This window comes from Lonsdalea quercina subsp. quercina (genome assembly GCF_000688655.1).
Lineage (GTDB): Bacteria > Pseudomonadota > Gammaproteobacteria > Enterobacterales > Enterobacteriaceae > Lonsdalea > Lonsdalea quercina.
In genome coordinates, this window is record NZ_JIBO01000007.1 from 140,562 (window position 1) to 161,097 (window position 20,536).

The following is a 20,536-nucleotide window of genomic DNA, read 5'->3' on the forward strand; positions in this document are numbered from 1 at the left end:
TGATTTTTAGGCGAATTATTCGCCAGAGGCTTGTTGCGCTTCGTGTTTGCCATAGATCAGGAGCGGCTCGGACTGACCCGCGATGACGGATTCATCGATCACGACTTTGTCCACGCTGTCCTGAGAGGGCAATTCATACATGGTTTCCAGCAGCGCGGCTTCCACGATGGAACGCAGGCCACGTGCTCCGGTCTTGCGCGCCATAGCTTTTTTCGCGATGGCCGTCAACGCATCGTCACGGAACTCAAGCTCGACGCCTTCGAGTTTGAACAGCGCCTGATACTGCTTGGTCAGTGCATTCTTCGGCTCACGCAGAATCTGAATCAGCGCGGCCTCATCCAGCTCTTTCAGCGTCGCCACTACTGGCAGACGACCGATGAACTCAGGAATCAGACCAAACTTGATCAGATCGCCCGGCTCTACCTGGCCCAACAGCTCGCCTTCTGTCACTTTCTGCGAAAGACCTTTTACCGTCGCATTGAAGCCAATCCCGCGACCGGTGTCTGTACGCTGCTCGATAACCTTATCCAATCCTGCGAACGCACCGCCGCAGATGAATAGGATCTTCGAGGTATCCACTTGCAGGAACTCCTGCTGCGGATGCTTACGACCGCCCTGAGGCGGAACGGCGGCGATGGTCCCTTCAATCAACTTCAGCAGGGCCTGCTGCACGCCTTCGCCAGAAACGTCACGCGTAATCGACGGGTTATCCGACTTACGAGAAATTTTGTCGATTTCATCGATATAAACGATGCCGCGCTGCGCTTTCTGTACGTCGTAATCACATTTCTGCAGCAGTTTCTGGATGATGTTCTCAACGTCTTCACCCACGTAACCGGCTTCGGTCAACGTCGTGGCATCAGCCATGGTGAAAGGCACGTCAAGGAATCGAGCCAGTGTTTCTGCCAGTAGGGTTTTACCGCTACCGGTGGGGCCGATGAGCAAAATGTTGCTTTTGCCCAGCTCAACGCCATGACTGCTGTCACCGTTGCGTAAACGTTTGTAGTGGTTGTATACGGCCACGGCCAGAACTTTCTTAGCCTGCTCCTGACCAATCACGTAATCGTCAAGGTGATGACGAATTTCGTGCGGAGTCGGCAACGCACTACGTTCACGATGCGGGGCCACTTCTTTAATCTCTTCGCGAATAATGTCGTTACATAAGTCAACACATTCATCGCAGATATACACTGACGGCCCGGCAATCAGCTTACGAACCTCGTGCTGGCTTTTGCCGCAGAAAGAGCAGTACAGCAACTTTCCTGAACCGTCTTTGCGCTTATCTGTCATCAGTAAACCTCTTCTTTAGTCTCTTGCCCGCAGGCTAACCATACAGCGATAGCGCTACAGCGAACGCCACTATTTTATAGCCAATAAGCGCAATCACACTCGCACAAAAGACTATCGGCCGAACACCGTCTACAGCTATACAGAACGACCATCATCAAATGGATTTAGTCGCGATGAGTCAATACAGAATCGACTAATCCATAGTCTACTGCCTCATCGGCAGAGAGGAAACGGTCACGTTCCGTGTCTCTTTCTATTTCATCAAGAGACCGTCCCGTATGTTTAGCCATCAGTTCATTCATCCGTGACTTCACTTTCAGGATTTCTTTGGCGTGAATTTCAATATCCGTCGCCTGTCCCTGATAACCGCCCAGCGGCTGGTGAATCATAACGCGCGAGTTCGGCAGGCAGAAACGTTTGCCTTCCGCACCGGAAGTCAGCAGGAACGCCCCCATTGAGCACGCCTGTCCCATACAGATAGTACTTACGTCCGGCTTGATGAACTGCATGGTGTCATAGATGGACATTCCCGCGGTGATCACCCCACCCGGCGAGTTGATGTACAAATAAATGTCTTTCTCAGGATTTTCAGCTTCCAGAAACAGCATCTGAGCCGTAATAAGATTCGCCATATGGTCTTCGACCTGACCGGTCAGGAAGATCACACGCTCTTTCAATAAGCGGGAATAGATGTCGTAAGAACGTTCCCCACGTGCTGTCTGCTCTACTACCATTGGCACCAGGGCCATATGCGGAGCCTGTTTTACTTGTTCGCCACTGTATGACATCAACGTCTCCTAGATAAAATGCATTTGGCGCATCTTGCCCGATTCTACTTGAGATACGAAGTGAAAACCACGCCCAGACCTTGGATGGCTGCCCTACCTTGAGTACTCAGAATATCCAGCGATACGTCATCGATTATCGGACAATTAGGCGTCTTGTGTCGATTTTCAAGCTTACATCACCGATTATTTTCGATTCACCCAGCATTACTCTGAAAGAAGCGCTGTGGATTCGGCTTACGCTAAGATTAATGATAGTGCAAATAAATGCTTAGCGGTCGTAATTTCAGGAGAAACCGTTACATAATCAGGCAGAAAAAAAACCCGCAGCGTTAAAACTGCGGGCTGTATTAGACCGACATCCTCGAAAGGTTAACGCGATTACGCGTTGTTAGTCTGGTTCATCAGATCATTGAACCCGACTTCTTTCTCAGTCACTTTGGCCTGAGACAACAGCGTTTCAATCGCTTGCTCTTCCAGAGCGACGTTACGCATGTTGTTCATCATTTCTTTGTTCTTTTTGTAGAACTCGATCACTTCCTGCGGATCTTCGTAGGCAGCTGCCATTTCGTCGATCATCGCGGAAACACGGTCTTCATCGGCTTTCAGCTCATTGGTGCTGATCACTTCACCCAGCAGTAGACCGACAACAACGCGACGTTTAGCCTGTGCTTCAAACAGTTCGCGCGGCAGTTCCAGAGCCTGTTTTTCGTCGCCACCGAAACGCTGTGCGGCCTGACGGCGCAGTACGTCGATTTCACCGTCGACCAGCGCAGCCGGAACATCGATGTCGTTAGCGTCGACCAGACCGTCGATAACCTGTGTTTTCACACGGTTACGCACAGCAGACTTCAGCTCACGTTCCATGTTTTTGCGCACTTCGGTACGCAGGCCGGCGACAGAACCATCTTCAACGCCGAAACGTTTGATGAAGTCAGCAGTCAGTTCCGGCAGCTCACGCTCTTCGACTTTTTTCAGTACGATAGCGAACTGAGCGGCTTTACCCTTCAGGTTCTCTGCGTGGTAGTCTTCCGGGAAGGTGACTTCGATAGTGAACTCTTCACCCGCCTTGTGGCCGACAACACCGTCTTCGAAGCCCGGGATCATACGGTTCTGGCCCATCGCCAGTACGAAGTCGGAGGCTTTGCCGCCTTCAAACTCTTCACCGTCGACAGAACCGCTGAAGTCGATAGTTACGCGGTCTTCAGCTTCTGCTGCGCGTTCAACCTCTTTCCAAGTCGCCTGCTGCTTACGCAGGGTGTCCAGCATGGCGTCGACGTCTTCGTCTTTAACTTCCACCAGCGGTTTTTCGACTTCGATGCTATCCAGACCTTTCAGCTCTACTTCTGGATACACTTCAAACTCGACGCTATAGGTAAAATCAGATCCCGCATTGTATTCGCCCGGAACATACTTCGGCGCGCCTGCGGGAGTGATATTTTCCTTGATGATTGCATCAACAAACTGACGCTGCATCAAGTCGCCCAGCACGTCCTGACGCACGGAAGCGCCATAACGCTGAGCAACGATATTCATCGGCACTTTGCCTTTACGGAAGCCGTCGATACGAACTTTTTTTGCCACGTTGACCAGCTCGCTCTTAACAGCATTCTCGATGCTGTCAGCAGCAACGGTAATCGTTACGCGGCGCCCAAGGCCTTGGGTGGTTTCAACTGAAACTTGCATCTTGTTACCTCAAAAAATCACAGTGCTCGGTCAACCTCAAAAGCCGTTTTCACAAAGCGCCCGAAGGCAGGCTTTCTGATCACAGACTCACATCACCAGGACGGCCTCGCGAACCAGACCCGTTCCTTGTAGTCAGAAGCGTCCCGAATACATTCAGGAAAAATAAGACGCGGCATTATAGCGGCATAGGCTGACCGAGTCGAGGAGAGTCACCCTCGTATTGCCCCACGAGGAATTACCGCTTTGGATATGATACGGGGAGACTTTACGCCGTGGCATCACCGGCGTTAACGGTCGATTCCCGCACCGCCGCAAGCTGGTGATGCAGGGGCGATTTGGTGCTGATCGCGCCACTCCTGCGGAGTGTAAATGTACAGCGCGAGCGCATGCACGGCACCCGCCATCTCCTCAGTCAGCAGCTCATAGACCGCGCGATGGCGCTGAATCAGACGTTTACCGTCAAAACGATCGCTGACCAGCACCACTTTGAAATGACTCTCCGCCCCCGCTGGCACCCGATGGCGATGACTTTCGTTGATGACCTCAAGGTGTTGCGGCGCCAATCCGGCATGCAGCTTGGCTTCAATGGTTTCACGGATCATGAATTAACCTTTAGTAACAGTTTGGGAACCGGACAACATAGATATCATTTTACATGGCCGGTGTGTGCGATCACGGGAATTTTCTCTCGCTGGCGACGCCGCCGGGCTATGTTTTCACAGGGGAAACAGCATGCAGAATAATCCGCTAATGCCGGTACTGAGGGGACTCCGACAAGGTGCGGCATATCTTTTCTTCAGGAAGTTATGATAAAAACAGAATCGGTTGTCCTACAGGCGAAGAACTTGCGACGCGGACGATTCACCGCTCTTTCTCTTGCCTAAGTCAATGGTATGATATCGCGCGTTTTTAACGTTTAACCTTCTTATTATTACTGAGAACATTCGCATGTTTAAAAAAATTATTTTTCCGCTGCTCGCCATCATGGCGCTGGCGGGCTGCGCAGGCAAAGGTAATACGCTAAATATTAACCCTAACATCGCGTTGCCTTCTCAGGATCCCAGCCTGATGGGCGTGACAATAAGCATTAACGGAGCCGATCTGCGTCAAGATCAAGCACTGGCTAAAGTGAACCGCGATAGTCAGTTAGTCACACTGCTCCCCTCGCGCGATCTCCGTTTCCTGTTGCAGGAAGCATTAGAGAAACAGATGTCCGCGCGCGGCTACATGATCGGCACCGGCGGTCCGGTCGCGCTGCAAATTGTGGTGAATACGCTGTATGCTGACGTCACTGAAGGCAACTTGCGCTACACCATCACCACCAAAGCGGATATTTCGATCATCGCTCAAGCCGCCAATGGCAATAAGCAGGTCAAAAACTACCGCTCCACTTACAATGTACAAGGTGCGTTGACGGCCACCAACAACAAGATCACCACTGCGGTGAATCAGGTATTAGGCGATGTGATCAGCGATATGGCGCAAGACACTAGCGTCAACGAATTCATCAAAACCAACGCCCATTAATTTTACGCAGGTTCCCTTGCCCCGTCCCCGGGGCAAGTAAAAGGATGTTGCATGCCTAGTCAGCTCCCTACGCTTTTCAAGCAACGTAATTCACTGATCCTGCTTATTCTGGGTTTTGCCTCGGGCCTGCCTCTGGCATTGACCTCCGGCACGCTACAAGCCTGGATGACCGTGGAGAACGTCGATCTCAAAACCATCGGCTTCTTTTCGTTGGTCGGCCAGGCCTATGTCTTTAAATTCCTTTGGTCGCCGATGATGGATCGCTATACGCCGTCTTTCTTCGGTCGACGTCGCGGCTGGCTGCTGCTCACGCAATTGGGCCTCGTGGCGGCTATTGCGGCCATCGGGACATTAACCCCCGCGCAGGATCTCTGGTGGCTGGCGGCGCTAGCCGTCGTTATCGCTTTCTTCTCCGCATCCCAGGATATTGTCTTCGACGCCTATAAAACAGATTTATTGCCTCCACAGGAGCGCGGCAGTGGGGCTGCGGTCTCCGTGCTGGGCTATCGGCTGGCGATGCTGGTCTCCGGCGGGCTGGCGCTGTGGATTGCCGACCGCCTGCTGGGTTGGCAGTCAACTTATTGGCTGATGGCGGGTCTGATGCTGCTATGTACGTTGGCGACCTGGCTGGCCCCGGAGCCGAACAATACTCAGCCCGCGCCGCGTTCGCTGGAACAGGCCGTGATGGCGCCGCTGCGTGATTTCTTTGGTCGTAATAACGCCTGGCTGATTCTGCTGCTGATAATTTTTTATAAACTCGGCGATGCCTTCGCGGTCAGCCTGAGCACCACGTTTCTTATTCGCGGCGTGGGCTTCGATGCTGGCGATGTCGGCCTTATCAATAAAACGCTCGGCCTTTTCGCCACCATCGTCGGCGCGTTATACGGCGGGATACTGATGCAGCGCTGGTCGCTTTTCCGGGCGCTGATGATTTTCGGACTGTTGCAGGCAGTCTCCAATGCGGGCTACTGGCTGCTGGCGATCACGGACAAGCATTTGTTCTCCATGGGCGCCGCCATTTTCATTGAAAACCTGTGCGGCGGTATGGGGACGGCGGCGTTCGTCGCTCTGCTGATGGCCCTGTGCAACAAATCGTTCTCCGCCACACAGTTCGCCCTGTTGTCCGCTCTGGCCTCCGTGGGCCGAGTTTATGTCGGTCCGCTGGCCGGTTGGTTCGTCGAAGATTACGGCTGGGCCTGGTTTTATCTGTTCTCTGTCGGGATCTCTTTCCCCGGTCTGCTGCTGCTCTTACTGTGCCGCCGCACGCTGGAATACACCCAGACTCACGATGATTTTCTGCCGCGACGCGCCTACTCTCGCGGGTATACGCTGGCGGTGCGCACGCTGTTTTCCGGCGCCGCATGCTTCGCGCTCGGGGCGGCGGTTTGGGGTATGTTCGCACTGGGATGGCTGCATAGATCATCGGCGGCTGAAGCGTTAATGACCATGGGCGTGGCGTTGGCTGCGATCGGACTCATTATGGGCAGTCTATTAGATTATCTGTCGCTCAGGCGTACGTAAGCAGTACTAAAGAGGCTGCGTCATAGCAGCCTCTTCTTGCCTTTTTTCTCATACTCCCGACCCAATGTTATCCACAGCCGACATCGCATGGCCGTTGTATTTCGGCCGTCGTCATCTTCTTTTTCCACCTTTTTTACGTTGACAAACCGTCATCTCGCACTAGACCTTAATAACGGTGGCACGATAATTTTGAGGACGCGTTGTCATTTTTCATACGGACATGCCATTTTCTGTAGAAACTATTACCCACTGTTTTTAATTATATTTTTTCACAAACCTCCACACTGGTGACACAAAGAGAAAATCAGAGCAACAAGCAACTGACAACACTTTAATCATGTTTACAGTGTGGTAACCTTCCCGTAAAATGCCCGCTCGCGTGAATAACAGATAGAGCCCCTTGTCATTGAGGTCGCTAGATGAGACTCAGGAAATACAATAAATTTTTGGGGATGTTCTCTTTATTTGCAGCCACCCTGCTCCTTAACGGCTGTGATATGGCACTGATGAACCCCAAAGGACAAATTGGGCTTGAACAACGTTCGCTAATACTGACTGCCCTCGGGCTGATGTTGATCGTTGTCATCCCCGTGATCATTATGACTATCGTATTTGCCAGGAAGTACAAAGCTTCCAACGATAAGGCCAAATACACGCCAAACTGGTCACACTCCAACAAGATCGAAGCCGTTGTTTGGACAGTACCCATCATCATCATCGTCATCCTCGCCACCATTACCTGGAAGACAACCCATCAGCTTGATCCTTACAAACCGTTGGATTCCGACGTCAAACCCATTAACGTCGAAGTCGTATCGCTTGACTGGAAATGGCTGTTTATTTACCCCGACTTGGGTATTGCCAGCGTGAACGAACTCGCCTTCCCGGCCAACGTTCCCGTCTCGTTCAAAATCACCTCAAACTCCGTCATGAACTCGCTGTTTATCCCTCGCCTCGGCGGACAGATTTACGCCATGGCCGGTATGCAGACGCAGTTGCACCTGATTGCGAATGAACCCGGCAAGTACGACGGTATTTCCGGTGCTTATAGCGGCAAAGGTTTTTCCGGCATGAAATTCACCGCTATCGCGACGCCGAATCAACAAGCGTTTGACCAGTGGGTGAATACGGTGCGTCAGTCCTCCCATACGTTGAGCAACATGGGCGAATTTGAAAAACTGGCTCTCCCCAGTGAATACCATCCCGTCGAGTACTTCTCGCAGGTACAGCCGAACCTGTTCCGACAGGTGATTACTAAATTTACTGGCAACGAAATGCACATGCAGCACCATGCAGAAAGCGCGCCGAAAGATGAAGGCATGCAATCTCATGAAGGCATGGACATGAGCGAGCACTCCTCTCATTAAAGGAGCCGAGGGATAATACGATGTTCGGAAAATTAACTCTTGATGCGGTTCCGTACCATGAACCTATTATCATGGTCACCGTGGCAGCAATTATTCTAGGTGGGCTGGCGTTGCTGGCCTTGATCACCTATTTTGGCAAATGGAAATGGCTGTGGACCGAATGGTTCACGACCGTCGACCATAAAAAAATCGGCATCATGTATGTTATCGTCGCGCTGGTGATGATGCTGCGTGGCTTCGCCGACGCCATCATGATGCGTACTCAGCAGGCTCTGGCCTCGGCAGGTGAAGCAGGTTTCCTGCCACCTCATCACTACGACCAGATCTTTACCGCGCACGGCGTGATCATGATCTTCTTTGTGGCGACGCCGTTCGTGGTCGGCCTGATGAACCTGGTCGTTCCGCTGCAAATCGGTGCTCGTGACGTTGCCTTCCCTTTCCTGAACTCACTCAGCTTCTGGATGTTTGTCGCCGGAGTCATCCTGGTCAATATCTCGCTGGGCGTGGGCGAATTCGCTCAGACGGGTTGGGTCGCCTATCCTCCCCTTTCGGGTAAGGAGTACAGTCCCGGCGTCGGGGTCGACTACTGGATATGGAGTCTACAGATATCCGGGCTAGGCACCACGCTGACCGGCGTGAACTTTTTCGCCACCATCATGAAAATGCGCGCGCCCGGCATGAGCATGATGAAGATGCCGGTGTTCACCTGGGCGTCACTGTGCACCAACGTTCTCATCATCGCTGCATTCCCTATCCTGACGGTCACCATTGCGTTACTGACGTTGGACCGTTATCTGGGCACCCATTTCTTCACTAACGATATGGGCGGCAACATGATGATGTATATCAACCTCATCTGGGCCTGGGGCCATCCTGAGGTGTACATCCTGGTGCTGCCGGTCTTCGGCGTGTTCTCCGAAGTGACCGCAACCTTCTGTCGTAAACGGCTGTTCGGCTATACGTCCCTGGTGTGGGCGACCATCGCCATCACCGTGCTGTCGTTTATCGTGTGGCTGCACCACTTCTTCACGATGGGGTCGGGCGCGAACGTGAATGCCTTCTTCGGCATCGCCACCATGATTATTTCCATCCCGACCGGGGTGAAAATCTTCAACTGGCTGTTCACCATGTATCAGGGCCGCATTCAGCTTAACTCGGCGATGCTGTGGACTATCGGCTTCATCATCACCTTTTCTATCGGCGGGATGACCGGGGTACTGCTGGCCGTACCGGGCGCGAACTTCGTGCTGCACAACAGCCTGTTCCTAATCGCCCACTTCCATAACGTCATCATCGGCGGCGTGGTGTTCGGCTGCTTCGCAGGGATCACCTACTGGTTCCCGAAAGCCTTTGGCTTCACCCTGAACGAAACCTGGGGTAAGCGTGCCTTCTGGTGCTGGATTATCGGCTTCTTTGTCGCCTTTATGCCGCTGTATGCGCTGGGCTTCATGGGCATGACCCGTCGCCTGAGCCAGCAGATCAATCCGGAATTCCACCCACTTCTGCTGGTTGCTTCCGCCGGCGCCGCGCTGATCGCGCTGGGTATTCTGTGCCAGCTGATTCAGTTCGTCGTCAGTATCCGCGACCGCGAACAGAACCGCGATCTGACCGGCGACCCATGGGATGCGCGTACGCTGGAGTGGGCGACGTCCTCCCCTGCCCCGTTCTACAACTTTGCGGTCGTCCCGCAGGTTCATGACCGTGATGCGTTCTGGGAAGAGAAAGAGAAGGGCGAGGCTTATCGCCGACCAAACGGCGGCTATGAAGAGATTCATATGCCTAAGAACACTGCCGCGGGCCTGGTCATCTCCGCCTTCGCTCTGGTCTTCGGATTCGCCATGATCTGGTACATCTGGTGGCTCGCCGCCGTCGGTTTCGTCGGCATGATAGCGACCTGGATTGTGCACAGTTTCAATCAGGACGTGGACTACTACGTTCCCGTGGAAGAAATCGAGCGCATTGAAAACGCAAATTTCGAGAAACTCAGCAAGGCAGGCGNGAAAAATGTCCACTGATACTTTGAGTCACACAAATACCGCCCATGCAGAGCATGGGCATCACGATGCGGGAGCGACGAAAGTCTTCGGCTTCTGGATCTACCTGATGAGCGACTGTATCCTGTTCGCCTCGCTGTTCGCCACCTACGCCGTCCTGGTCGATGGCGTTGCCGGAGGCCCGACGGGCAAAGAGATCTTCGAACTGCCGTTCGTGCTGGTCGAAACTTTTGCCCTGCTGCTCAGCAGCATCACCTACGGCATGGCGATGATCGCCATGAACAAGGGCGATAAGTCGCGGGTTAACCAGTGGCTGGCGATGACGTTCCTGTTTGGTCTGATCTTCATCGGTATGGAACTTTATGAGTTCCATCATCTGATTGCGGAAGGATACGGACCCGATCACAGCGCATTCCTGTCCGGTTTCTTCGCTCTGGTCGGCACACACGGTATTCATGTCACCAGCGGTTTGATCTGGCTGGTTATCATGATGATTCAGGTCTCACGCCGCGGTCTGACCGCGACCAATAAAACCCGTCTGATGTGCCTCAGCCTGTTCTGGCATTTCCTGGACGTGGTGTGGATCTGCGTCTTCACCGTTGTTTACCTGATGGGGGCGATGTAATGAGCCATTCTACGCATGACAGTGCGGGTGCCAGCCACGGCACCGTCAAGTCCTATCTGACCGGCTTTATCCTGTCGATTATCCTCACCGTGATCCCCTTCGCGATGGTGATGACCGACGCCGCGGCGACGCACATCATTATGCTGACCGTGGTCGGCTGCGCCGTCGTACAGATTCTGGTCCATCTGGTGTACTTCCTGCACCTGAACACGTCGTCGCAAGAGCGCTGGAACGTTGTCGCGCTTGTCTTTACCGCCCTGATTATCGCGATTGTAGTTGGGGGTTCTATATGGATTATGTGGAACACCCATCACAACATGATGATTCAGTAACTGGACCGTCACCATGATGATTAAGCAATACCTACAGGTCACCAAGCCGGGCATTATTTTTGGCAACCTGATTTCTGTCATCGGGGGATTTTTACTCGCGGCCAACGGCAGCATTGATTATCCCCTGTTTATAGCGACGCTCCTCGGCGTGTCGCTGGTCGTGGCTTCCGGTTGCGTTTTCAACAACGTGATCGACCGCGATATCGACAAAAAAATGGAGAGGACCAAAAACCGCGTTCTGGTGCGAGGGCTGATTTCGCTGAAGGTAACGTTGGCTTATGCCGCGCTGCTGGGTATTGCGGGCTTTGCCTTGCTGTATGTCGCCGCCAATCCGCTAGCCATGTGGCTGGCGGTAATTGGCTTCATTGTTTATGTCGGCGTCTACAGCCTCTACATGAAACGGCATTCTGTTTACGGCACGCTGATTGGCAGCCTGTCTGGCGCGGCTCCGCCGGTCATCGGCTACTGCGCCGTCAGCAACCAGTTCGACGCTGGCGCGCTGATCCTGCTGCTGATTTTCAGCCTGTGGCAGATGCCCCACTCTTACGCTATCGCTATCTTCCGCTTCAAAGACTATCAGGCCGCGAATATTCCAGTGCTGCCAGTGGTGAAAGGGATCTCCGTCGCGAAGCATCATATTACGCTGTATATTCTGGCGTTTATGATCGCCACATTGATGCTCTCTCTGGGCGGCTACGCCGGATACAAATATCTTGTGGTCGCAGCGGCGGTCAGCCTGTGGTGGCTGGGCATGGCGCTCTCTGGTTATAAAAACCTGAATGACGATCGCCTTTGGGCCAAAAAGCTGTTCGTGTTCTCGATTGTCGCCATCACCTCGCTGAGCGTGATGATGTCGATCGACTCTATTACGCCCGCTCAGGAAGCGATGCTGACTTACCTCCGCTAAGGACGTCAGCTTGCAGAAAAAGACAGACGGCATGCCGTCTGTCTTTTTATTTCTCTCCGACTCCGCAAATCAGGCAACGAAACGCGCATTTACGCGCGTGCGCAAGAGGCTCTAAAATAGAGCCAGAAAAACACCCGAGGTATAGATGAACGATAACCGAATGACGCCTGCCGAGTTAAGGGCCACGTGGGGGCTGGGAACGGTCTTTTCACTTCGCATGCTGGGCATGTTCATGGTCCTCCCGGTGTTGACCACATACGGTATGGCGTTACAAGGAGCCAGCGAATTCCTGATCGGTGTCGCCATCGGTATCTATGGCTTAATGCAGGCGATCTTCCAAATTCCATTCGGATTGATGTCAGACCGCATCGGCCGAAAACCCCTCATCGTCGGCGGTCTGCTGATGTTCGCCATCGGTAGCGTTATCGCCGCTCTCAGCGACTCTATTTGGGGCATTATTCTCGGCCGCGCACTCCAAGGTTCGGGAGCAATCTCCGCTGCGGTCATGGCCTTGCTGTCGGATTTAACGCGGGAACAGAACCGCACCAAAGCGATGGCGTTTATTGGCGTCAGTTTTGGGGTCACCTTCGCCATCGCAATGGTGGTCGGCCCTATCGTCACCCACGCGCTGGGGCTGCATGCGCTCTTCTGGGGGATCGCGATGCTTTCCGTCATCGCGATAATCATCACGCTCGCCTTTATCCCGAACGCCGCACAGCACGTGCTGAATCGTGAGTCGGCGATTGTGCGCGGCAGCGTCAGAGAGGTGCTGGCAAATAGCCGACTGCTGAAGCTGAATATCGGCATCATGTGCCTGCATATTCTCCTGATGTCGAGCTTCGTGGCGCTGCCGCGCGCAATGGAGCAAGCGGGACTTCCGCCTCAGGATCATTGGAAAGTGTATCTGGCGACAATGCTGATTTCATTCGTCGCCGTCGTGCCTTTTGTCATTTATGCCGAGCTGAAGCGCCGCATGAAGCAGGTATTTGTCGTCTGCATCGTCATTCTGATCGCTGCCGAACTGGTACTGCTGAGTGCGGATACCAACCAGCTGTGGCGAATTATCATCGGTATTCAGCTGTTTCTGCTGGGATTCAATGTGATGGAGGCCCTGCTACCTTCGCTGATCAGTAAAGAGGCCCCGGCCGGATACAAAGGGACCGCCATGGGCGTTTACTCCACCACGCAGTTTATCGGCGTTGCGATTGGCGGCAGTCTGGGCGGCGCGCTGTTTGACTTGCACGGCGCCGCGCTGGTCTTTAGCGCCGGCGTCATCATCGCGCTCGGCTGGCTGATACTGAGCTTTACGATGCAGGAACCGCCCTATCTCAGCAGCCTGCGGATCGCCCTGTCCGATCAAACGCTGCAAGACCCTCAGCTGGAGCAAAAAATGCGCGGCCTGCCGGGCGTCGCCGAGGTCATCATTGTGCCTCACGAGTTCAGCGCCTATGTCAAAATCGACAACAAACAGACCAACCGTCAGACACTGGAGCAGTGGCTCCATACCGCATCGGCGTCGGTCTAATACCGATGTGCTGACCGTGTCGATTGTGCCATCGCCTCTCTCACCTAAGCGTAAAACGCCCCGTTTATCGAGGGGCGTTCCTCCCTCTTCAAGCCAAAAAACCCGTTAATTCAGGCACCTTTTTCTGCGCGTCCGTTGCNCCATGCGATGCACCGCCCTTGTGCAGACGCACAACGAAGAGACATATCCCGTTCCTCCTAGAACCGCTCATTTGCACATTGAGGCTGAGACAGACGACATTCCCGCTCTGCCGCGCGTCTGGCAAACCCAAGATCGCCGGAGCTATATTGATTAATTTTTCTTAACTATCCCGAACAATGGGCGCTGCCTTGTCGCTATTCGTTGGCCGCATTGCAGACGGGGAGCCGTGCAGAGGAACGAGGCAATAAAATGGCACGGTATATGCTTAACAAATAGGAATCGCACCCACACAGCAGGCTGACTTACCGCACAATAAGGAAATCATCATGACTGGGAAAAAACCTTTCAACTCTGCTTTTTTTACGCTCAGAAAGGCTCTGTATTTCTGCGCCGCACTCAGCGCCCTGTCGAACGCCCCGGCCTTTTCCGCACCGCTGAAAGTCGGCGCCGACCTTACCTATCCTCCCTATAACTATCTCGATAATCATAAGCCCGCAGGGTTCGATGCCGAGTTCATCCAGCTCGTGGCAACAGAACTCAAAACCAAGCCCGAGTTCATCGATACGCGCTTCGCCAACCTGATTATGGGATTGAATACGGGCAAATTTGACGTGATCGCGTCTTCACTCTACATCACGCCTGAACGCGCCAAACAGATCGATTTTATTCCCTATGTCAAAACCGGCGGCGTTCTGATCGCGAGAAAAGGCGACCCGTTTCAGCCAACGGAACTTGGCATGCTGTGCGGTAAAAAAGTCAGTTCCATCAGCGGGGCGGCATGGGTGTTGAAAATGTCGCAGGGTTCCAAGACGCTGTGCGTGGATAAAGGGCTAAAGCCCATCGATATCCGTGAATTCCCCACCGCGCCTGAAGCCAGTCAGGCCGTGCTGTCACGCGCGGTAGACGTCCAGTTTGACGATGCGGCGGTGGCTTTTGACGTCGCCAACAAAACTCAGAAACTGACGGTCAGCAGCGGCATCGTCTATCCCATTCTGATTGGACTGGGCGTGAAAAAAGGCAACCAAGAGAAATTCAGCAGCCTGAATACCGCCGTCCAGACGGTCATCAAATCACCGGAATACCAGCAGCTATTGGAAAAATACAATTTAAAGGCGTATTCCCCCAACGAAGTACAGGCCGCGTTAAACGGCACGCTGCAATAGATCATTATCCCGTTCCCTTCCCCACATGTGCAGAGGTCTGACCGTGTGGGAAAGGGCATCATCAGTCAGGCTTCCTTTGCGCCTTGACCGGATTTTACGGCTTATGCCGTCGTAGCGAACAGGACGTCGCCGATTCGCCGTCGTCATATCATCGCGAACAGAAAGCACGGTCGTCGCTATTCATCATGCGTGTTATTCCGGTGAACCATCCAGATGCATGATCGCTGATGCCAGCGTCAATTTCATCACAGGATAAACTATGGATTTTGATACTCATTATTTCTTTGAACTGTTCTCTTATTCTGACTTCTGGCAAGCCACGCTCGTCGTGATTGCGCTCAGCGTCGCCTCCTGGGTCGGCGGCAATATTTTGGGCCTCATTCTGGCGCTGGCGAAACAATCCCATTTCCTGTTTCTACGCGCTCTCGCCAAGGTCTATATTTGGTTTTTCAGAAGCTTACCGCTCCTGGTTTTGATTATCCTGATCTATAACCTGCCGCAATTTTTTACCTCGACGTCAGATCTTCTGTCATCGCCGTTTATTTCCGGTCTGATCGCGATGGTGCTGTGCGAATCCGCGTTTATCGCTGAGATTTATCGCGGCGGGTTGATGTCCGTGCACAAAGGGCAACTGGAAGCGGCGAAATCCCTCAATATCAATTATGCCGGTATACAGAAGCGCATCATCATTCCGCAGGCGATGCGCATCGCGCTTCCCGCGTTGGCGAATGAATTCATCGTCATCGTCAAACTGACGTCGTTGGTGTCCGTGATTTCATTAGGGGAAATTCTTCTGGTGGGACAACGACTGTATACCCAGAACTTCAAGGTCATCGAAACGCTGCTCGCCGTGTCGTGCTATTACATCTTCATCGTAACCGTCTTCGACCGGCTGGTGACCGCGCTGGAAAAATGGCTCGATACCAGCGGCAGAAAAGCCCGGGGTTTAAGCGATCACGAACTCGCCTTGCTACAGGCGCAACCGCCCGCTCCCGCGCCGCAGTCCGCCCGCAAATATGCCAGCGACAAGCACCGCGTAACTTTGGCATTGGAAGGCATCTGCAAACGCTACGGCAATAAACCGGTGCTGAAAAACATCAACCTGGCGATCAAAAAAGGCGAAGTGATCGCCATCATCGGCCCATCCGGTTCGGGAAAAACCTCGTTAATTCGGACCATGAACGGTCTGGAGTCGCTCGATGCGGGGAAAATATTACTGGATGACCAGCCTTTCCTTCACCCCACGGATAACGGCAGGCCGACGCAACATTATTACCAGCAGGCCGAGAAAATCGGCATGGTTTTCCAGGGGTTCTATCTTTTCCCGCACATGACCGCGCTGGAAAATGTGATGTTCGCGCCGCTCTACCATCATACCGGCGCCAAAGACGACATTCTGGCTCAGGGGTTAACGCTGCTAAAGAAAGTCGGGCTGCTTGAACACGCGCACAAATACCCCCACCAGCTCTCCGGCGGCCAGCAACAGCGCGTGGCGATCGCCCGTGCGCTGGCGATGACACCTTCCATCATGCTGTTCGACGAACCGACTTCGGCGCTGGACCCGGAGCTGGTCGGCGATGTGCTGAAAGTCATTGAAGACCTCGCTAACGAGGGGATGACGATGGTGATCGTGACGCACGAAATGTCCTTCGCATTCAAAATCTCCGATCGCATCGTCTTTATGGAAGAAGGTGAGATTCTCGCCGTCGGTTCACCGAATGACATCCTGCATTCCACGGACGAGAGATTAGTGAAATTTCTCCACAATCAGAAGAGTGCGCTAACGACACTCGCGCTATAGCCAAGAACGATGGACGGGCTAAATTCACCGTAGCGGCTGCTTTCCCGCCGTAGACTAAGATTAAGTAACGTGAGGTTTACTATGGCTATCGATACCGTAAGAGATGATGTTATGGACAGAGAAAAAGTTTCGCCGTTCGCTGAATTATCTACGCATTGGACCTCCAGAGATCACAAGAGACAAGCCATCGCGCTGGTCTGGGACCAACCTGAGCAGGAAGTGGTGTCCTCTCTGTTTGAGACCCTTAACATACCTGACGACATAGACCAAAAGACCCATCAATTGGCCTATACCTTGGCCTCATCGTTACGTAAGAAGAAAGTCAGTAAAAATCGCGAAACGATGATCCAGAACTTGTTGCAGGAATACTCCCTGTCTTCACGAGAAGGCGTCGCGCTGATGTGTCTGGCCGAAGCCCTATTGCGTATACCGGATGACGACACCCGCGACCTACTGATTCGCGACAAACTCTCAGGACAGAACTGGAAGTCTCACCTGGGTAAAAATTCATCTCTGTTTATCAATGCCGCGACGTGGGGACTGCTCGTCACCGGTTCGGTCGTTAGTTATGGCGACAAGCACGCCTTGTCCCACAGCATGAATACGATTATCGCTACCGCCTCTTCCGCGCTGATCCGTAAAGCGATGGACGTCGCTATGCATGTCATGAGCGAACATTTCGTCACCGGAGAAACTATTTCGCAGGCGTTGCAGTCGATCACTCCCATCGAGAAAGCCGGGTTCACCTACACCTTTGACATGCTGGGCGAAGCGGCGCTGACCCAGCGAGACGCCGACAACTACGTTCAACGCTGTCAGGAAGCGCTGCACGCCATTGGCAAGCACAGCCAGGGGAAAGGCATTTATGACGGCACGGAGTTTTCACTCAAACTTTCGGCGCTGCATCCCCGTTATACGCTGCACCAGTATGAACGGATGTTCAGCGAGCTATATCCCACGCTGAAGTCGCTGGTGCTCCTCGCCAAATCCTATGATGTGCCGATCACCATTGACGCCGAAGAGGCCGACAGACTCGACATCTCGCTGGATTTACTGACGCGGCTGTGTGAAGAGCCGGAACTACAGTCCTGGGACGGCATCGGCTTCGTCGTCCAGGCCTACCAGAAGCGCTGCTTCAGCGTGATCGACTACCTGAAAGATTTGGCACGACAAACCCAGCGCCGCCTGCGGGTACGACTGGTGAAAGGCGCTTATTGGGACAGTGAAATCAAACGCGCGCAGGTCGCCGGCCTTGGCGCGTATCCGGTGTTTACGCGCAAGGTCTACTCCGATGTTTCCTTTCTGGCCTGCGCGAAAGCTCTTTTGTCCGAGCCGGAACTGTTCTACCCCCAGTTTGCGACACACAATGCTCACTCGTTGGCGGCTATCTTTTATCTGGCGGGGGAAAACGTTACCCCGCATCAGTATGAGTTTCAGTGCCTCCACGGCATGGGCGTCCCGCTCTACCGGGAAGTCGTGGGCGAAGAGCGCCTGAATCGCCCCTGCCGCATCTATGCGCCGGTCGGTTCGCACGAAACCCTGCTGCCTTATCTGGTCCGTCGTTTGCTCGAAAACGGCTCCAACAGTTCATTCGTGAATCAGATCGCCGACCCGAACGTTTCTCTCGACAGCCTGATCGCAAACCCCGTCAATGTCGTCGCAGCGCTAGCGAAAACGGAAAGCCAGCTCGGATTGCCGCACCCCCGCATCCCGTTGCCGCGACATATCTACGGCGCATCCCGAGAGAACTCGCGGGGGCTGAACCTGTATAGCGAAGTCTGTTTGCATGAACTGTTCACAACCCTGACGCACAGCTCGCAGGAGAAAATTCATGCGCAGCCCCTCACGGCGACAGGTTCCCCACTTGGGACGCCAATCGATATCATCAATCCGGCGAACCCGCGCGATATCGTAGGCACCGTTTGCGAAGCGACCGACATCGATGTCGCTCATGCGCTGGCTGCCGCGCAACAGGCGACGCGTCAGTGGTCCGCCGTTGCGCCCTCGGACCGTGCGGAAATATTGATCCGTGCCGCCGAATTGATGGAGCAACGCATTGGCGAACTCATCGGCGTGCTGGTCAGAGAGGCGGGAAAAACCTACAGCAACGCCATCGCCGAAGTTCGCGAAGCCGTGGATTTTCTCAACTATTACGCCTTGCAGGTTCAGCAGACGTTCGAAAATGACAGCCACGTGCCGCTGGGCGTCGTCGTCTGCATCAGCCCCTGGAATTTCCCGCTGGCCATTTTCACCGGCCAGATAGCCGCCGCGTTGGCGACCGGCAATACGGTGATTGCCAAACCGGCCGAGCAAACGCCGCTTATCGCCTACCTTGCCGTGAATATTCTGCACGAAGCCGGTATTCCAAACGACGTCTTGCAGATGCTGCCGGGACGAGGCGAAACCGTCGGCGAGCCGCTGATCGCCGACGAGAACGTCAAAGGGGTGATGTTTACTGGCTCTACCGCCGTCGCCCTATCGATAAACCAAAAGATTGCGGGACGCCTGGACGACGCCGGACGTCCTATTCCCCTGATTGCGGAAACCGGTGGCATCAATGCCCTGGTTGTCGACTCGTCCGCTTTGCCGGAGCAGGTCATTATCGACTGCATGACCTCCGCGTTCGATAGCGCCGGTCAGCGCTGCTCCGCGTTAAGACTGTTGTGTATCCAGAATGACGTCGCCGAGCCGCTGCTCGAAGCCTTGCGCGGCACGATGGTCGAATATCAGATGGGCAACCCTGAACAGCTGTCCACGGATATCGGTCCGGTTATCGATGAAGAAGCCATGGGCGGAATCCGCGCGCACATCAGCTTAATGCGGGACAAAGGCTTCCCCGTGTTTCAAGCCAGTCATACCTCGATGGGCGACGCCGCAGACGATGCGCAAGGCTACTTCATCACACCCGCGCTCATTGAAATCAACGCGATCGAAGATTTGAAAAAAGAGGTGTTCGGCCCCGTGCTGCACGTACTGCGTTACGACAGCCGCCAGTTGCCGGAGTTGGTGAATAAAATCAACGCATTGGGATATGGCCTTACCTTCGGCATTCACTCCCGCATCGACCGCACCATTAATAAAGTGACGGAAAACATCAAAGTGGGCAATGTCTACATCAACCGTAATGTCGTGGGCGCGGTGGTCGGCGTTCAGCCCTTCGGGGGCGAGGGACTCTCCGGCACCGGCCCCAAGGCGGGCGGGCCGCTGTACCTGTATCGTCTGCTAAGCCAGTGCCCTGCCGATGCCTCGCTGCGAGGATTGCGCTACACCGCAGTCGCCGGACCGGAAGCCATGCCGACGGAGCCTGGCACCTTCAACGCCTTTACGGCACTGAAAGCGTGGGCGGAGCAGCAGCAAAACAGCGAGCTGCTGCACTGTTGCAAAACGTTCAAAGAAAATAGCGCCGGGTATACCGTTAGCGCGCTTCCCGGCCCCACCGGCGAAGATAACGACTACCGGCTCCTGCCCCGAGAACGCGTTTTGGGGCTGGCGCTGAATTCCCAGGATTTGCTGATTCAACTGGCGGCCGTCGCCAGCGTGGGCGGCAAAATGCTGTGGCCGGACGCCTCCATGAACATTGCGCTCTACGAAAAGCTGCCCACTGACGTTAAATCGGCTATCAACATCGCGCCCGCTTCGACGCTTTACGAACAGCCTTTCGACGCGGTTATCCATCACGGTAATGCCGTTTCGCTACAGAATGTCTGTACTCAGTTGGCCGCCAGACACGGCCCGATCGTATCGGTGCAGGGCTTGAGCAGCGGAGACCGCGCCATTCGGCTTGAGCGCCTGCTGATTGAGCGCGCAGTCTGCACCAATTCGGCGGCGGCGGGAGGCAATACGCGTCTGATGACGCTTTAGAACAGAAAGGC

General features: G+C 54.1%; 15 protein-coding genes. 11 read left to right on the forward strand and 4 right to left on the reverse strand.

Translation table 11 applies throughout. The annotated features are described in order from the left end of the window. Positions 1 to 15: 15 nt before the first annotated feature. The 4 genes from clpX to bolA all read right to left on the reverse strand — a co-directional run bounded on the left by clpX (position 16) and on the right by bolA (position 4,363). The gene (clpX, locus tag RZ35_RS08160) at positions 16 to 1,290 is read right to left on the reverse strand and encodes an ATP-dependent protease ATP-binding subunit ClpX (protein ID WP_026742860.1); all 1,275 of its coding nucleotides are present in this window, start codon (positions 1,288 to 1,290) and stop codon (positions 16 to 18) included. Positions 1,291 to 1,454: 164 nt separating this feature from the next. Then, positions 1,455 to 2,078 carry an ATP-dependent Clp endopeptidase proteolytic subunit ClpP gene (gene clpP, locus RZ35_RS08165; RefSeq protein WP_026742861.1) on the reverse strand — a complete coding sequence of 208 codons (624 nt, stop codon included), beginning with the start codon at positions 2,076 to 2,078 and terminating at the stop codon, positions 1,455 to 1,457. Between the two features lie 378 nt (positions 2,079 to 2,456). Further along, a complete protein-coding gene (tig, locus tag RZ35_RS08170) occupies positions 2,457 to 3,761 on the reverse strand; it encodes a trigger factor (protein WP_026742862.1) in 1,305 nt (434 codons plus the stop codon). A gap of 287 nt (positions 3,762 to 4,048) precedes the next feature. Beyond that, the gene (gene bolA, locus RZ35_RS08175) at positions 4,049 to 4,363 is read right to left on the reverse strand and encodes a transcriptional regulator BolA (protein WP_026742863.1); all 315 of its coding nucleotides are present in this window, start codon (positions 4,361 to 4,363) and stop codon (positions 4,049 to 4,051) included. A 346-nt stretch (positions 4,364 to 4,709) separates the two neighbouring features. Between bolA and RZ35_RS08180 the strand changes: the two genes are divergently transcribed. The 11 genes from RZ35_RS08180 to putA all read left to right on the forward strand — a co-directional run bounded on the left by RZ35_RS08180 (position 4,710) and on the right by putA (position 20,525). Beyond that, positions 4,710 to 5,288: a lipoprotein gene (locus tag RZ35_RS08180; RefSeq protein ID WP_026742864.1), complete on the forward strand. Its 579-nt coding sequence runs from the start codon at positions 4,710 to 4,712 to the stop codon at positions 5,286 to 5,288. 51 nt (positions 5,289 to 5,339) lie between these two features. Beyond that, complete coding sequence (gene ampG / locus RZ35_RS08185) at positions 5,340 to 6,809, forward strand: muropeptide MFS transporter AmpG (RefSeq protein ID WP_026742865.1); 1,470 nt, start codon at positions 5,340 to 5,342, stop codon at positions 6,807 to 6,809. A gap of 419 nt (positions 6,810 to 7,228) precedes the next feature. Next, the gene (cyoA, locus tag RZ35_RS08190; protein ID WP_026742866.1) at positions 7,229 to 8,176 is read left to right on the forward strand and encodes a cytochrome o ubiquinol oxidase subunit II; all 948 of its coding nucleotides are present in this window, start codon (positions 7,229 to 7,231) and stop codon (positions 8,174 to 8,176) included. A 20-nt stretch (positions 8,177 to 8,196) separates the two neighbouring features. Then, positions 8,197 to 10,191 carry a cytochrome o ubiquinol oxidase subunit I gene (cyoB, locus tag RZ35_RS08195; protein ID WP_026742867.1) on the forward strand — a complete coding sequence of 665 codons (1,995 nt, stop codon included), beginning with the start codon at positions 8,197 to 8,199 and terminating at the stop codon, positions 10,189 to 10,191. After that, complete coding sequence (locus tag RZ35_RS08200) at positions 10,181 to 10,795, forward strand: cytochrome o ubiquinol oxidase subunit III (RefSeq protein WP_026742868.1); 615 nt, start codon at positions 10,181 to 10,183, stop codon at positions 10,793 to 10,795. The genes cyoB and RZ35_RS08200 overlap by 11 nt, the downstream gene beginning before the upstream one ends. Next, the gene (locus RZ35_RS08205) at positions 10,795 to 11,127 is read left to right on the forward strand and encodes a cytochrome o ubiquinol oxidase subunit IV (protein WP_026742869.1); all 333 of its coding nucleotides are present in this window, start codon (positions 10,795 to 10,797) and stop codon (positions 11,125 to 11,127) included. Before RZ35_RS08200 ends, RZ35_RS08205 begins: the two co-directional genes overlap by 1 nt. Positions 11,128 to 11,143: 16 nt before the next feature. Continuing rightward, complete coding sequence (gene cyoE / locus RZ35_RS08210) at positions 11,144 to 12,034, forward strand: heme o synthase (RefSeq protein ID WP_026742870.1); 891 nt, start codon at positions 11,144 to 11,146, stop codon at positions 12,032 to 12,034. Between the two features lie 145 nt (positions 12,035 to 12,179). Next, the gene (locus RZ35_RS08215; protein WP_026742871.1) at positions 12,180 to 13,559 is read left to right on the forward strand and encodes an MFS transporter; all 1,380 of its coding nucleotides are present in this window, start codon (positions 12,180 to 12,182) and stop codon (positions 13,557 to 13,559) included. A 467-nt stretch (positions 13,560 to 14,026) separates the two neighbouring features. Beyond that, the gene (locus tag RZ35_RS08220) at positions 14,027 to 14,863 is read left to right on the forward strand and encodes an ABC transporter substrate-binding protein (RefSeq protein ID WP_081825707.1); all 837 of its coding nucleotides are present in this window, start codon (positions 14,027 to 14,029) and stop codon (positions 14,861 to 14,863) included. Positions 14,864 to 15,122: 259 nt separating this feature from the next. Beyond that, positions 15,123 to 16,664: an amino acid ABC transporter permease/ATP-binding protein gene (locus RZ35_RS18525; RefSeq protein WP_026742872.1), complete on the forward strand. Its 1,542-nt coding sequence runs from the start codon at positions 15,123 to 15,125 to the stop codon at positions 16,662 to 16,664. 81 nt (positions 16,665 to 16,745) lie between these two features. Further along, complete coding sequence (gene putA / locus RZ35_RS08230; protein WP_051625512.1) at positions 16,746 to 20,525, forward strand: trifunctional transcriptional regulator/proline dehydrogenase/L-glutamate gamma-semialdehyde dehydrogenase; 3,780 nt, start codon at positions 16,746 to 16,748, stop codon at positions 20,523 to 20,525. Positions 20,526 to 20,536 lie beyond the last annotated feature (11 nt).